Origin of the sequence: Bradyrhizobium sp. ISRA436 (assembly GCF_029910015.1) — a bacterium.
GTDB lineage: Bacteria > Pseudomonadota > Alphaproteobacteria > Rhizobiales > Xanthobacteraceae > Bradyrhizobium.
In genome coordinates, this window is sequence record NZ_CP094519.1 from 3,490,354 (window position 1) to 3,504,956 (window position 14,603).

Sequence of the window (14,603 nt, forward strand, 5' to 3'; positions counted from 1 at the left end):
AAGGTTCCGCTTTCGTGCTCATTGCCGGAGTGGTAATCCCGCAACGTTCCGTGGATTTCGATGCGTATTCCACGTGCTAACGCCGGAAATCACGGTATTGTCACGGTCTTGAGCAGGCCGCCCGATTAGCGAATTCTTGATAGTCGGGTGCCAGCATGGTTGGCTCTGACGTATCGGCTATGATCGCGGGAGATTCGAAAACACCGTGATTCGCACGGTCAAGACTACGTAGGGTCTTTTTTGGTACGGAATTTGCTCTATCTACCCTTGAAGCTCCGGTTTTGTGCCGGATTGGGTCGATCTGGCAAAAGAGATCGAACGGCGGACGGAGATAATGAATGAGTAAGGTCGGCACGAGCGACTCCAAGAACACGCTGTATTGCTCGTTCTGCGGCAAGAGCCAGCACGAAGTCCGCAAGCTGATCGCGGGACCGACCGTCTTCATCTGCGACGAATGCGTTGAACTCTGCATGGACATCATCCGCGAGGAGAACAAGTCCTCGCTGGTGAAGTCGCGCGACGGCATCCCGACGCCGAAGGAAATCTGCAAGGTGCTGGACGACTACGTGATCGGCCAGAGCCACGCCAAGAAGGTTCTGTCGGTTGCCGTCCACAACCACTACAAGCGGCTGAACCATCAGACCAAGCACAACGACGTCGAGCTTGCGAAGTCGAACATCCTGCTGATCGGTCCGACCGGTTCGGGCAAGACCCTGCTCGCCCAGACGCTGGCCCGCATCCTCGACGTTCCCTTTACCATGGCCGATGCCACGACGCTGACCGAGGCCGGCTACGTCGGTGAGGACGTCGAGAACATCATCCTGAAGCTCTTGCAGGCGGCCGACTACAATGTCGAGCGCGCGCAGCGCGGCATCGTCTATATCGACGAAATCGACAAGATCAGCCGCAAGTCGGACAATCCCTCCATCACCCGCGACGTCTCGGGCGAGGGTGTCCAGCAGGCGCTGCTGAAGATCATGGAAGGCACGGTGGCGTCGGTTCCGCCGCAGGGCGGCCGCAAGCATCCGCAGCAGGAGTTCCTGCAGGTGGATACCACCAACATCCTGTTCATCTGCGGCGGCGCCTTCTCGGGGCTGGAGAAGATCATCTCCGCGCGCGGCCGTTCGACCTCGATCGGTTTCGCGGCGCAGGTGCTGGCGCCGGAGGACCGCCGGACCGGCGAGATCTTCCGCCACGTCGAGCCCGAGGATCTCCTGAAGTACGGCCTGATTCCGGAATTCGTCGGCCGTCTGCCGGTCGTTGCAACGCTGGAAGACCTCGACGAGAGCTCGCTGAAGAAGATCCTGACCGATCCGAAGAACGCGCTGGTGAAACAATACCAGCGCTTGTTCGAAATGGAGAACATCGAGCTGACCTTTGCAGACGAGGCGCTTGGCGCGGTCGCCCGCAAGGCGATCGAGCGCAAGACCGGCGCACGCGGCCTGCGGTCGATCCTGGAGAGCATCCTGCTCGAGACGATGTTCGACCTCCCGGGCCTGGAAGGGGTCGAGGAAGTCGTGATCTCGCGCGAGGTTGTCGAGGGGACGGCCCGTCCGCTCTACATCTACGCGGATCGTTCCGACCGCGCCGTCGAGAGCAGCGCGAGCGCTTAAAGCGCGCAACGCCGAGCTGACCAATATTGCGCGGCTGCCGGCCCATCCGGCAGCCGTCTGGGCGTGGCGGCAAATGTCTGTTTGGCCTGAAGTTTCGGGCATTTCTCGTACTTGACACCCATGTGCCCGATTGCCACCTAATGCTATCGGTGACGACGCTCGACGTGTCGAGATTCGTCGCTTCACGAGACGGAGAAGGCGGCTGCTGACGGTCACCTGATCCGGATCACCAAGGCACCTTGTGGCGGTTGCGCAAGCAGGCGGGCTGCGTGCAAGGGGGCAAAACAAAAGGATTAGGCCATGACGACTTCCAAACCCCGGCCAACGATCGTTCACGGCGAAAGCCACTCCTATCCGGTGCTGCCGCTACGCGACATCGTCGTCTTCCCGCACATGATTGTGCCGCTGTTCGTCGGCCGCGAGAAATCGATCCGCGCGCTCGAAGAGGTGATGAAGAACGACGCGCTGATCATGCTCGCGACGCAGAAGAACGCGTCCGATGACGATCCTGCACCCGATGCCATTTACGAGACCGGTACGCTCGCCAGCGTCCTGCAGCTCCTGAAGCTGCCCGACGGCACGGTGAAGGTGCTGGTCGAGGGACTCGAGCGCGCGCGCGTCGAGAAGTATACCGATCGAAGCGAGTATTATGAGGCGACCGCGGTCGCGCTCTCCGACACTGACGCCAACTCGGTCGAAGCCGAGGCGCTGGCGCGTTCGGTCGTGTCCGACTTCGAGAGCTATGTGAAGCTGAACAAGAAGATCTCCGCCGAAGTCGTCGGCGTGGTTCAGGCGATCACCGATTTCGCCAAGCTGGGCGATACCGTTGCCTCGCATCTCGCGGTGAAGATTGCCGATCGGCAGGCGATTCTGGAGACGTTGTCCGTCACGCAGCGCCTGGAGAAGGTGCTGGGGTTGATGGAGAGCGAGATCTCGGTGCTGCAGGTCGAGAAGCGCATCCGCTCGCGCGTCAAGCGCCAGATGGAGAAGACCCAGCGCGAGTATTACCTGAACGAGCAGATGAAGGCGATCCAGAAGGAGCTCGGCGACGACGAAGGTCGCGACGAGCTGGCCGATCTGGAGGAGAAGATCTCCAAGACCAAGCTTTCCAAGGAAGCGCGCGAGAAGGCGCAGCACGAGTTGAAGAAGCTGCGCCAGATGTCGCCGATGTCCGCGGAAGCGACCGTCGTGCGCAACTATCTGGATTGGCTGCTCTCGATTCCGTGGGGCAAGAAGTCCAAGGTCAAGAAGGACCTCGAGGCCGCGCAGGCGGTGCTGGACTCCGATCACTACGGGCTCGAGAAGGTCAAGGACCGCATCGTCGAGTATCTCGCGGTGCAGTCGCGAGCCAACAAGCTGACCGGGCCGATCCTGTGCCTGGTCGGGCCTCCCGGCGTCGGCAAGACCTCGCTCGGCAAGTCGATCGCCAAGGCGACGGGGCGCGAGTTCGTGCGCGTGTCGCTCGGCGGCGTGCGTGACGAGGCCGAGATCCGCGGTCACCGCCGCACCTATATCGGCTCGATGCCCGGCAAGATCATCCAGTCGATGCGGAAGGCGAAGACCGCGAACCCGCTGTTCCTGCTGGACGAGATCGACAAGATGGGCGCCGATTTCCGCGGCGATCCGTCGTCGGCGCTGCTTGAGGTCCTCGACCCCGAGCAGAACTCGAACTTCAACGACCACTACCTGGAGGTCGACTACGACCTGTCCAACGTGATGTTCATCACGACCGCGAATACGCTGAATATTCCCGGCCCGCTGATGGACCGCATGGAGATCATCCGGATCGCCGGCTACACCGAGAACGAGAAGGTCGAGATCGCGCGCAAGCACCTGATCCCGAGCGCGCTCACCAAGCACGGTCTGGACTCCAAGGAATGGTCGATCGACGACGCGGCCTTGCTGTTGATGATCCGCCGCTACACCCGCGAAGCGGGCGTGCGCAACCTGGAGCGTGAGCTGTCCACACTGGCCCGCAAGGCGGTGAAGGAGCTGATGATCTCCAAGAAGAAGTCGGTCAAGGTTAGCGAGGCGAACATCGAAGAGTTCCTCGGCGTTCCGAAGTACCGCTTCGGCGAGATCGATGATGAAGATCAGGTCGGTATCGTCACCGGCCTGGCCTGGACCGATGTCGGCGGCGAGCTGTTGACCATCGAAGGCGTCATGATGCCCGGCAAGGGCAAGATGACGGTGACGGGCAACCTGCGCGACGTGATGAAGGAGTCGATCTCCGCGGCGGCGTCCTACGTCCGCTCGCGCGCGATCGTCTACGGAATCGAACCGCCGATGTTCGATCGCCGCGACATCCACGTTCACGTGCCGGAGGGCGCGACCCCGAAGGACGGTCCGTCCGCCGGCGTCGCGATGGCCACCGCGATCATCTCGACCATGACCGGAATCCCGGTCCGTCACGATGTCGCGATGACCGGCGAGATCACGCTGCGCGGCCGGGTGCTGCCGATCGGCGGTCTGAAGGAGAAGCTGCTGGCTGCCGCGCGCGGCGGCATCAAGACGGTGCTGATCCCCGAGGACAATGCCAAGGATCTCACGGAGATCTCCGATGCGATCAAGGGCGGCATGGACATCATCCCGGTCTCGCGGCTGGATGAGGTCGTCGCCAAGGCGCTGGTCCGCGTGCCCGCGCCGATCGTCTGGGAAGAGGAGACGAAGGTCGACGTCAAGCCCGACGCTTCGGATGAAGCAGCCGGCGGCCTGACGGCGCACTGAGCGAGCTCCGACAGAAAGCAATCAAACGGCGCCTTCGGGCGCCGTTTTTGTTTTGACGGCTCTTTTGTCCGGCGTCTCGCATCCGTCGAATGCGACGAGCGCCGGATTACTTTCGCTTCTCGACGATGAAATTGCCGATCGCCCCACACGCCATCAGCACGCTCGTTCCCAGGAAAACCGCGCGCATGCCGATATGTCCGCCGATGAAGCCGCCGGCGAGGGGGCCGATCACCTGGCCCGCGTACTGCGCCGACACCGAATAGCCCAGCATGCTGCCCGTGACAGTGTCGGGCACATTGTGCCGGATGACGCTTGCGATGCACGGCAGCAGGCCGCCGAGCGCGAGGCCCATCAGGAAGCGCAGCAGGATCAGTTGCCACCCGCTGACCACGAAGGCCTGCGGGACCAGCAGCAGCGCCGAGACGGCAAGGCACACGATGATGATCCGCCAATGGCCGACGCGATCAGCGAGTTTGCCTAGGTGAGACGAGGACAACAGGCTGCCGAACGCCGCCGCCGACATCACGAGGCCCGCGATAAACGTCACCTGCGATGCTTCGACCAGTTGGGCGACATAGACCGTGATGATCGGCTCGATCGACATGTTGGCAACCATCAGCAACAGGCCCGTCATCCACATCGCGAGGACCGGGCGCTTGTCCGGAAGGAGCGCCCAGCCGCCGCGCGATTTGCTCCCGCGCGCCGCCTGTGGCCGAACTCCCTCGCGGATCAGGAAGGTCGTGCCGAGGAAGGTGAAGAAGATGACGCCGCCGGCGATGAAGAAGGTCGAGCGGATGCCGATCAGGGGCGGCAGGATGCCTCCGACCAGCGGGCCAACCAGGCTGCCGGCCATGATGCCGGCGGACAGCACGCCGATCGCCCAGCCGGAGCGTGCTTTCGGCGTTTGCGCCGCGACCAGCACGGTCGAGCCCGAGGCGTAGCCGCCGAGCAAGCCGGTCAAGAGCCGCAGTCCGACCAGTTCATAGACGTTGTGCGCCATGCCGATCAGCGACATCGCGATGGCCATGCCGAGGCTGGCGCGGATCAGCATCAGCTTGCGGCCGTAACGGTCGGCGAGCCGCCCCCACAGCGGCGCGGTCAACGCGGCGCTGAAGAAGGTCGCGCCATAGGCGACGCCCGACCACTGCACGATGGCCGCATGATCGGTCACGCCAAGCTGTTCGACATAGAGCGGCAGGAACGGCAGCAGCAGCGTCATCGCCACGATCGTGGTGAAGGAGCCGAACAGACAAACGATCAGGTTGCGCTTCCAGGGGCCGGCGTCGAGGATTGCCTCGCGATCAACTTCCGCGTCCATGTCAGCGTAGCCCGATCACGGCAAAGCCGCGCGCCCGCAGGCCGCGGCGATCCTCGTTCAGCGAACGGAGCAGCCGATCGCGGGTGTCGCTGATGTGGTCGGCCGCCTCGCGCGCGGCGGCGTCGGGCTCGTTGTTCTTGATGAAGCCGAGGATGCGGCGGTGCTCGCGCCAAGCCTGCTCGCGCGAGGGCTCGGTCCACACTTCCAGCCAGCGCGCCCGCGACAGCCGGGTCATGGCGCCCGCGATCGCCTTGACGATGAAGGGATTGCCCGAGAGCCGCGCGATCTCGACGTGGAAATCAGTGCCGACGCGGTGCCACTCCTCGCGAGGCGCACCCGACTGGCAGGCGTCGAGCATGCCTTCGATCCCGGCGATATCGGCCTCGCTGGCCCGCGCGCAGGCGAGGCGGACCGCGGTCGTCTCCAGCGGCACGCGGAACTCGGCGAGGGCTTCCAGTTCGCCGAGATCGATCGGGGCAACAATCCAATTGCGGCCGTCGCGCCGGACCAGTTCTTCGCCTTCGAGCCGCACCAGCGCCGCGCGGATCGGCGTGCGCGATCCCTCGAAGCGGCTCTCCAGCCACCGTTCCGTCAGTCGCTCGCCCGGGCCGAGGTCGAGCGAGAGGATCATCTCGCGGAGCTGGTCGTGGATCTGAAGCATCTGCGACATGGCGGGTGGTCCAGACGAGAGGATGGATGGCGGGTTTTGGATGAGCAACATATCCCGGGATGGTATCCCAAACAAGGCATACTTGGGATACCGAAACAGCATGCCGTCGGATTGAGTGGGGGACGACGCGCGGTTCGTCACCCCTTGTGGGCGGGACCAGCCGCGCGTGGTGGAGTAACGGTGCGCGCCCTATCTTCGTTGCAGCAACGACAGGAGGCAGACATGCAGATCGACGGGCGAGCCACTGCGGGGCGGTGACCTATCAGGCTGAGATCGATCCGGAGCGGGTGTCGATCTGCCACTGTACGGACTGTCAGACGCTCACCGGATCGCCTTACCGCGTCACCGTGATCTGCGCCGCCGAGCAGGTGCGGCTGACCGGGCGGGCGCCGAAAATGTACGGGAAGAAGGGCGACAACTGCCGGACCCGTTTCCAGCACTTTTGCGGCGATTGCGGTTCCCCCCTGTTCACGAGCGGCGAGGACGGCGGGCCCGACGACTGGGGCATTCGCTGGGGCAGCATCCGCCAGCGCGACCGACTGACGCCGAAACGCCAGATCTGGTGCCACTCGGCCGCGCCTTGGATCAACGATCTCGCGGGATTGCCGGGGCGCCCGACGGATTAGAGCCATCGACCTTGCACCGCGGGGGTCGGCGAGGCTAAAGAGGCGCGGCAGGTAAGGGCGGCTAGCTCAGCTGGTTAGAGCATCTCGTTTACACCGAGAGGGTCGGGAGTTCGAATCTCTCGCCGCCTACCAGCCTTCGCACCTCACGGGCTACGGCTGGGCAGGCCAGCCTTCGCGGCAAAAGTTGCCACGTGCTCGTTGCCGCAGGGCGAAGGCTGTCACGCCGAAGCTCGAAGAGCGCAGGCGGACCGGCTCATCATCCACCTGACTGTCGCGATTCCCGCCGCACAAATTGCCGCCGCTATTGGCGCGATGATATGTTTCCGTTCGCCGCCCAACCGGAACTCGATCCATGCGCACAGTCGCCGCCGCCATTCTCCTGACCGCCTTCATCGCCGGACCCGCGTTGGCGCAGGACCATGTTCAGAGATATCGGGAGGAGATCGACAAGTCGCCGGCGGACCTGGCCAACGAGCAGCGGGCGCAGCGGGCCTATCAGCGCGCAATCAACAGTGTGCCGGACCAGAAGCCGGTCGATCCGTGGGGGATCGCCCGCAGCGATAACGCTCCGAAAGCAGCACCCAAGGCGCACGCCAAGTCAGCCGCGAAAACGGCCGCGCCGAAGCAGGCCAAACCGGCGAGCGCCTCCGCCAACTGATCCGCGAGACAGGGGCCAGGTCCATGAAGCATTACGTTTGCAAATTGACCGGTCCGCGCCCGACTTTTCCGCAGGACATGACGCCGCGCGAGGCCGAGATCATGCAGGCGCATGTCGCCTATTGCGGCGAATTGTTGCGCGCCGGCAAGGCGCTGATCTTCGGGCCGGTGGCTGATCCCGCCGGCGTCTGGGGATTGGGCGTGCTGCAACTGCCTGACGATGCCGATCCGCATGAGATCATCGCCAACGATCCAGCCACGAAGGCCAATGCCGGCTTCATTTATCAGGTGATGCCGATGCTGCGTGCCGCAACAAGAGAGACCTGCTGATGGACGCCGCGCAAGGTCACGAGCGTAACGCTGATCAGATCGCGTATTGGAACGGGCCGGGCGGCCAGCGCTGGGCTGCACGGCAGGCCGCGCAGGACATCGTGCTCAAGCCGGTGCTCGATCTGCTGGTCGATCGCGCGAAGCCGACTGCCGGCGAGCGCGTGCTCGATGTCGGCTGCGGCAGCGGCGCGTCTACGAACGCGTTGGCGAACAAGGTGGGGCCGTCGGGCCATGTGTTCGGCGTCGATGTGTCGGGGCCGATGCTGGAGCGGGCGCGGCAGAGCACGCCGCAGGATGCGCCGGTCGACTACGCGCTCGCCGATGCCACGGTTTATCCGTTCGATCCCGCGAGTTTCGACCTGCTCACATCGCGCTTCGGCGTGATGTTCTTTGCCGAGCCCGCAGTGTCGTTTGCCAATTTGCGCAAGGCGTTGAAGCGATCGGCACGGCTCGCCTTCGCCTGCTGGAAGGAGCCGCGTGAGAATCCTTTCTTCATGACGTCGCTGCAGGCTGTCTACAAGCACGTGCCGAAGCTGCCGCAGCTTGGTCCCGAAGATCCAGGTCCGTTTTCGTTCGCGTCCGAGGCGCGTGTCAACCGCATCCTCGGCGAAGCCGGGTTTTCCGGTATCGCGATGGAGCCGTGCCGGCTCGAGCTCGACGTCGCGATCGGGCGCGGCCTGGACGCTGCGGTGCAGGGCGCGCTGGAGATCGGCCCGGCCAGCCGCGCGCTGGAAGGACATCCCGATGACGTGCGGGCCGCCGCCATCACCTCGATCCGCGAGGCGCTGACGCCGTTCGCGAAGGGCGACTCCGTGCTGCTGCCCGCCGCGATCTGGATCGTGACGGCGCGGGCCTGAGACGTTAGGCCCGCTCTTCCCAGATCATCGCCAGATGCACGATGGTCTGCACGGCCTTTTCCATGTCCTGCCGGCTCACCCATTCCAGCCGCGAGTGGAAGGCGTGTTCGCCGGCGAAGATGTTGGGGCAGGGCAGGCCCATGAACGACAGCCGCGAGCCGTCGGTGCCGCCGCGGATCGAGGCCTTCACCGGCGTCAGGCCAGCGCGCTTGATCGCCTCGATCGCGTAGGTGACGACCTCGGGGTGACGGTCGATCACCTGCTTCATGTTGCGGTACTGCTCCCTGACCTCCATGCGGTAGGTCGAGCGCGGATAGGCCTTCATGACATCCTTCACGATGGCTTCGAGCAGCGCTTCCTTCTGCTTGAGCCCATCCGAGGTGAAATCGCGCACGATGAAGTCGATCCGCGCCTTCTCCAGCGCGCCCGAGATCGCGACCGGATGCAGGAAGCCTTCCTTGCCCTCGGTGGTCTCGGGTGAGCAGGTATCCTTCGGCAGGCGCTCGACGATTGCAGCGGCAATCTTGATTGCGTGCTCCATCCTGCCCTTGGCGAAGCCGGGATGGGTCGCGACGCCCTCGATAATGATGCTGGCGCCGTCGGCGGAGAAGGTCTCGTCCTCGATATGGCCCGCGCTCTCGCCGTCCATGGTGTAGCCGAAATCGGCGCCGAGCTTCTTGATATCGACCTTGTCGACGCCGCGGCCGATCTCCTCGTCGGGCGTGAACAGGATCTTGATCGTGCCGTGCTTCACCTTTGGATTGCTGACGAAGAAGTGTGCGGCATCCATGATCTCGGCGACACCAGCCTTGTTGTCGGCGCCGAGCAGGGTGGTGCCGTCGGTGGTGATGATGTCGTTGCCGATCTGGCCGGCCAGCGCCTCATGCTCCGCGGCGCGGATCACCTGCGAGGGATCGGCCGGCAGCACGATGTCGCCGCCGCGGTAGTCCTGCACGATCTGCGGCTTGACGTCCCTGCCGGTGCAGTCGGGCGAGGTGTCCATATGCGAGCAGAAGCAGATCACCGGAACCTGCTTGTCGGTGTTGGCCGGGATCGTCGCGTAGACATAGCCGTGCGCGTCGAGATGGGCATCCGATATCCCCATCGCCTGCAGCTCGGAGACCAGGAGACGGCCGAGATTCTTCTGTTTCTCGGTGGAGGGGCAGGTCGGCGAATCGGGATCGGACTGGGTGTCGATCACGACATAGCGCAGGAAGCGCTCAGTGACGGTGTGCTTGAAGTCGAGAACCGGTGCCAGCATGACGACCGCGCAAAGTAAAGGAATGGAAAGGGCGCGTTTCTCGAACGAAGCGGATCCGGTTCGCATGAAGAAAACGCGTCGAAAGATGAATTCTCTATCTAGCTAGGGTCTGTAACAGAAAAGCGCCATTCCGGGGCCGCGTCGCGATCCGGAATGGCGCCTTGGGCAGGCCCTGAAACTGCGGCCTAGACGGCTTCCTTGAGCTCCTTGGCGGCGCGGAAGGCGACCTTCTTGCTGGCCTTGATGTGGATCTGCTCGCCGGTGGCGGGGTTGCGGCCCATGCGGGCGGCGCGCTTGCGGACTTGGAGGATGCCGAGCCCAACAATGCGGATCCGCTCGCCCTTCTTGAGGTGCTTGGTGATCCGGGTGACCATGTCGGTCAGGATCGCCTCGGCCTGCTTCTTGGACAGTTCCTGCTCCTCGGCGATGGCCGCCGCCAGGTGCTTCAGCGTGATCGTCGCCGGGGTCGCTGCTTTTTTCGCCATGTGTGGCCCTCCTCGTTGCTGGATGATGCTTTCGCGCCAATGGCGCGCAGTCCGCGCCAGGAAAACGCGTCCGGAAGAGTCCTGAAACCATCGGTGCCGATAAGGGCGAAGCCGGATCGGCGTCAGGAAACCAAGATGTATCAGGCCTTATTTGATTCGGGGCTTCGCTGACTACGCCGGTTCGGCTGAAAACAGGCCGCAATCCGCGCAGACGACGCGGAAAACAGCTCCCTTGTGTGGAGATTTGCAACGTCCTTGACTAACGGGATGAGGGCCTTTATGCCCTCGGTCCTGCGCGGATCAGTCCTGTGATCGGCATCCGCGGGAGTAGCTCAGTTGGTTAGAGCGCCGCCCTGTCACGGCGGAGGCCGCGGGTTCGAGTCCCGTCTCTCGCGCCAGTTTTTTCAATGACTTAGCAGCACGATCCCCTCGGTGGCGCGCCGTTGCGCGGTGCCGATCGCGCGGTTGTTCTCCTCGGTTCCTTCGCCAACTCGACGTTCACCGGATCGGCCTGCTCGAACGGCCGCGTACTGAGCTGCGGCAAAAATCCGGATGCAGCGGCAATGACGACGTCGACCGGCTGAACGGCCGGCTCGGGGCTACGGGCGAGCGCCGGGCGCCATTCCGGTGTCAGCCACCAGAGAGGAACAGCAGGGCAATTCCGTCGGTCAGAAGCCCGGTTGTCATCGGCACGTTCATGATCGTCTGAACCGCAACGCCGGATGAAACGGCGATGAAGCGCGGCGACAGGTGCCGCGAGACCGCCGATCCGATGGAGAGGATCAGGCCGCAGACGAAAGCCGCTACCGGAGCCAACACCAGACCGACCGACGCGATACCTTCCGTCGCAAGGAAGGAGGCGTTGAAGTTGCCGTCCCGATAGACCGCTGCGAACTCCGGTCCGAGTTCGCCATAGGCGCAGCCGACCAGGTGTCGCAGGATGGATATCTGACAGAAGTGGGTCAGCTCGCGGTGGGCGAAGAAGCCGGCATAGTGATCAAGCGCCAACGACGGAATCGCGACGAAGCGCAGGTTGATCACGCTGAACACCAGGTAGTTCTTGTCGACGGCAAGAAACAGGAAGGCCGCAAGGCCGATGATCATCGGTACGAGAAGCGCAAGCACGGTGGCGAGCCGCGGGCTGAAGTGGCCGAACAGCCAGAACAGAAACGGCAGCCAGATCGGCAACAGAAGCACGGTCTTGTTGTTGACCACCGGATAGAAGCAAAGCGCAAACGACAGCACGCCGATTGCCACTATCCATCGGCTGCGCGTTGCACAATGCGCAAACAGATATGGCAGAATGGCTCCGATGATGATCCCGATGAGATAGTTCAACGGCGCCGGTCGCGTGATTGCGCTCCGGGCAGGCCCATACGGATCGCCGAAGCGGGCACCATAGGAGATGTCAATCATCAACACAGCGAGAGACGTTCCGAACAGAATGACGGCGATCCGGTTCATGGCCGCTTCCGACAATTCGGGCCGCCAGATCTGAAGATCCACGAACATGAGAGGCAGCATCGCTGCGGCGAGCGCGGCGATCATGGCCCAACGCGCCACGGCGTGGGCATAGTCGAACCCGGTGAAGAAGCTCAGCCAGGCGAAGCCGAACACTGCAGAGAGCAGGAAGAAGGCCACGATATAGCCGAAGCAGAAGCGCGCGGCGACGAACGCCGGGACGAAGACAAGCATTACGGCCGTGCCGAGCATGGCTTGCGCGGTGATGCTGTCGGACCGCCATAAGTGCATCGCCGGAAAGGCATGCCCGCAGGCCATCATCGAAACGATGCTGACGACGCAAAATCCGAGGATTGTGACCCCGACAAGCAGGTCATCGCGCGTCAGTTTCATCGGCCCGTTCCGCCCCAAAGAACAAGCGAGAGTTAGCCAGCAAGTGCAGGCGGAGCAAGTTAAGCAAAATCGAGCTTTTGTTTCTGTGTTTCTGAACGGCGCGCTCGCGAGACCACAGCTTTCATTGGTTGGAGAGGGGATTTCTCGCTCACGCTCCGTAATTATCCGGGGTGCCGGGCCTCCGCCGAATGGCGCGCTTCGGTCTGCTCGGTGTTGCGCGCAGCATTGGCGAACAAGTGATTCGGCTGTCCGAACCAGGCGGCGGGATGCCGCGTGACGCTGCGGCAGCGTCGACCGGCTCCCGAGCTAGAACTCGAAGAGGTCGCGGCCGCGCCGCGCCAGGACGTGCAGGTCCGCCATCGTGCCGCGGATTGCGCTGCATTGACGGCATTCGATCAGCGTGTCGTCGGACGCGTGCACCGGGTCGGTCAGCTTGATCGACAGGCTGCCGCAATCGGTGCAGATGATCTTGAATCCGGTGGTTGCGATCTGCTGCTGCAAATTCATTTTGGCCTGCGCCCCTATTGACGCCGACCTTAGCCGACAACTTTTAAGACCGCGGTCGCGGAGCGGATCGCAATCGAATGACTGCGTTAGATCGCCGTTAATGCTGCGCGCAGGCGAGGCGGTGACCGCGGAGTGCGTCGCAGGCGAGGGGGGCGCAAACAAAAAGGCCGCCAGCAGGCGGCCCTTTTTGTCTGCAGTAGCCTGGACGATGTCAGCGCACGGTCGAGGTCCCCGACGAGGTGATCGCGACCGGCTTGCCAGCCTTGATGACTTGGGTCTGCGCCGTCTGGGTGAAGTCCGCGTTGTTCCGGGCCGAAATGCTCAAAGCCGCGACCGCGATGCCGGCCACGATGGCAACGACCACAATCTTAAGGTGGGTCGCGCGGTCCGCTGATTGGATCGAGTGGTTCATGGTCGCCTCCGGGCGTCTATGCGCCGCCTGTTGGCGATAGTCGTAAGCGCCATCTGTTTCCGGATCGTTTCGTGGCCTCCCCGAAATGGTTTCGTCGCGCCGGTGGATTGGTTTCCCCGCCGCTTGCGCGACGTTGCCGGAGAGCCGAAACTGGCCTAGGCGCTGCGATGCGCTTGGGAGAAAAACAATAATGAAAACAATGAATATGACCCGCAGGGGTCTGTTGGGAGCCGGCTCGGCGGCGATCGCGGCCGCAATGCTCGGTAAACCCGGTCTTGCCGCCACCGAGTTCGATTTCAAGCTCGGCGTCAACACTCCAGAAACTCATCCGCTAACTATCCGCCTGACCGAAGCCGCGAAGGCGGTCGGCGCGCAGTCGTCCGGTCGGGTCAACATCACGGTGTTCGCCAACAGCCAGCTCGGCGGCGACCCCGAGATGCTGTCGCAGGTCCGGGCCGGCGGTATCGAGCTATTGGCTGCGCCGAGCATGACGCTGTCGACGCTGGTGCCGATGTCGGGCCTGCCGAGCGTCGGCTTTGCGTTCCAGTCCTATGACCGGGTCTGGGCGGCGATGGACGGCGGGGTCGGCGACCTCGTGCGCGAGGCGATCACCAAGACCGGCGTGGCGCCGATGAAGAAAGTCTGGGACAACGGCTTCCGCCAGATCACCTCGTCGTCGAGCCGGCAACTCTACAGCGTCGACGATCTCAAGGGCTTCAAGATCCGCGTGCCCGTGACCGCGCTGCTGACCTCGCTGTTCTCCGGCCTCGGCGCGCTGCCGTCGAGCATCAGCTACAGCGAGCTCTATTCGGCCCTGCAGACACACATCGTCGAAGGGCAGGAGAATCCGCTGGCGCAGGTATCGACCGGCAAGCTCTACGAGGTGCAGAAATATTGCGCTCTCTCGAACCATTGCTGGAGCGGCTACTGGATCCTCGGCAACCGCCGCGCGATGGCGAGCCTGCCGCCCGATCTGCTCGAGATCGTCAATGCGGCCTTCGACGCGGCGGCGGTGAAGGAGCGAGCCGACCTCGTCGAGATGGATCGCTCGCTGCAGGCCGAGCTGACGAACAAGGGCATGACGTTCAACAAGCTCGATCACGTGCAGTTCAGGGCCGCGTTGGTGAAAGCAGGCTTCTACACGCAGTGGCAGAAAACCTACGGCGCGGACGCCTGGGCGATGCTGGAGAAATATACCGGCAAGCTGACCTGACGGCGCAACGCCGTACGGGCTCATGCATCGTGCGTGTGATTACCTGACGCGTAATCGCGCGCTGACGCATGGC

At 63.6% G+C, this 14,603-nt stretch carries 13 protein-coding genes, 2 tRNA genes and 1 pseudogene; 9 read left to right on the plus strand and 7 right to left on the minus strand.

The features are described from left to right. Window positions 1-338 precede the first annotated feature (338 nt). A complete protein-coding gene (clpX, locus tag MTX23_RS16545) occupies window positions 339-1,613 on the plus strand; it encodes an ATP-dependent Clp protease ATP-binding subunit ClpX (RefSeq protein WP_280977736.1) in 1,275 nt (424 codons plus the stop codon). 300 nt (window positions 1,614-1,913) lie between these two features. After that, on the plus strand, window positions 1,914-4,340 hold the full coding sequence (gene lon, locus MTX23_RS16550; RefSeq protein WP_280977737.1) for an endopeptidase La: 2,427 nt from the start codon (window positions 1,914-1,916) through the stop codon (window positions 4,338-4,340). Window positions 4,341-4,446: 106 nt separating this feature from the next. On the opposite strand, the gene MTX23_RS16555 is transcribed toward lon, so the two are convergent. Together MTX23_RS16555 and MTX23_RS16560 are read right to left on the minus strand one after the other, a co-directional pair. Next, complete coding sequence (locus MTX23_RS16555) at window positions 4,447-5,658, minus strand: MFS transporter (RefSeq protein WP_280977738.1); 1,212 nt, start codon at window positions 5,656-5,658, stop codon at window positions 4,447-4,449. Between the two features lies 1 nt (window position 5,659). Beyond that, a complete protein-coding gene (locus MTX23_RS16560) occupies window positions 5,660-6,328 on the minus strand; it encodes a GntR family transcriptional regulator (protein WP_280977739.1) in 669 nt (222 codons plus the stop codon). Window positions 6,329-6,550: 222 nt separating this feature from the next. On the opposite strand from MTX23_RS16560, the pseudogene MTX23_RS16565 reads away from it, so the two are divergent. From MTX23_RS16565 to MTX23_RS16585, 5 genes and pseudogenes are all read left to right on the plus strand, one after another. Continuing rightward, window positions 6,551-6,954: pseudogene (locus MTX23_RS16565) on the plus strand (GFA family protein). Between the two features lie 55 nt (window positions 6,955-7,009). Beyond that, window positions 7,010-7,086: transfer RNA gene (locus MTX23_RS16570), tRNA-Val, on the plus strand. 220 nt (window positions 7,087-7,306) lie between these two features. Next, window positions 7,307-7,612, plus strand: a complete 306-nt coding sequence (locus tag MTX23_RS16575; protein WP_280977740.1) for a hypothetical protein — start codon at window positions 7,307-7,309, stop codon at window positions 7,610-7,612. Window positions 7,613-7,635: 23 nt separating this feature from the next. Next, window positions 7,636-7,941, plus strand: coding sequence for a YciI family protein (locus tag MTX23_RS16580; protein ID WP_280977741.1), 306 nt, complete (start codon window positions 7,636-7,638; stop codon window positions 7,939-7,941). Then, on the plus strand, window positions 7,941-8,798 hold the full coding sequence (locus MTX23_RS16585; protein ID WP_280977742.1) for a class I SAM-dependent methyltransferase: 858 nt from the start codon (window positions 7,941-7,943) through the stop codon (window positions 8,796-8,798). The genes MTX23_RS16580 and MTX23_RS16585 overlap by 1 nt, the downstream gene beginning before the upstream one ends. 4 nt (window positions 8,799-8,802) lie before the next feature. Here the strand turns inward: MTX23_RS16585 and pepT are convergent, their stop codons facing one another. Both pepT and MTX23_RS16595 read right to left on the minus strand, forming a co-directional pair. Continuing rightward, the gene (pepT, locus tag MTX23_RS16590; protein ID WP_280977743.1) at window positions 8,803-10,059 is read right to left on the minus strand and encodes a peptidase T; all 1,257 of its coding nucleotides are present in this window, start codon (window positions 10,057-10,059) and stop codon (window positions 8,803-8,805) included. A gap of 185 nt (window positions 10,060-10,244) precedes the next feature. After that, window positions 10,245-10,544 carry an HU family DNA-binding protein gene (locus MTX23_RS16595; RefSeq protein ID WP_016847738.1) on the minus strand — a complete coding sequence of 100 codons (300 nt, stop codon included), beginning with the start codon at window positions 10,542-10,544 and terminating at the stop codon, window positions 10,245-10,247. A 321-nt stretch (window positions 10,545-10,865) separates the two neighbouring features. Between MTX23_RS16595 and MTX23_RS16600 the strand changes: the two genes are divergently transcribed. Further along, window positions 10,866-10,942 (plus strand) — tRNA-Asp (locus MTX23_RS16600). A 232-nt stretch (window positions 10,943-11,174) separates the two neighbouring features. On the opposite strand, the gene MTX23_RS16605 is transcribed toward MTX23_RS16600, so the two are convergent. From MTX23_RS16605 to MTX23_RS16615, 3 genes are all read right to left on the minus strand, one after another. Next, the gene (locus MTX23_RS16605; protein WP_280977744.1) at window positions 11,175-12,398 is read right to left on the minus strand and encodes a hypothetical protein; all 1,224 of its coding nucleotides are present in this window, start codon (window positions 12,396-12,398) and stop codon (window positions 11,175-11,177) included. Between the two features lie 306 nt (window positions 12,399-12,704). Further along, window positions 12,705-12,905, minus strand: coding sequence for a hypothetical protein (locus tag MTX23_RS16610; RefSeq protein ID WP_280977745.1), 201 nt, complete (start codon window positions 12,903-12,905; stop codon window positions 12,705-12,707). A gap of 211 nt (window positions 12,906-13,116) precedes the next feature. Next, on the minus strand, window positions 13,117-13,317 hold the full coding sequence (locus MTX23_RS16615) for a hypothetical protein (RefSeq protein ID WP_280977746.1): 201 nt from the start codon (window positions 13,315-13,317) through the stop codon (window positions 13,117-13,119). Window positions 13,318-13,516: 199 nt separating this feature from the next. Here MTX23_RS16615 and MTX23_RS16620 point away from each other — a divergent pair, with 199 nt between their 5' ends. Then, on the plus strand, window positions 13,517-14,530 hold the full coding sequence (locus tag MTX23_RS16620; protein WP_280978096.1) for a TRAP transporter substrate-binding protein: 1,014 nt from the start codon (window positions 13,517-13,519) through the stop codon (window positions 14,528-14,530). The last annotated feature ends 73 nt before the right edge of the window (window positions 14,531-14,603 follow it).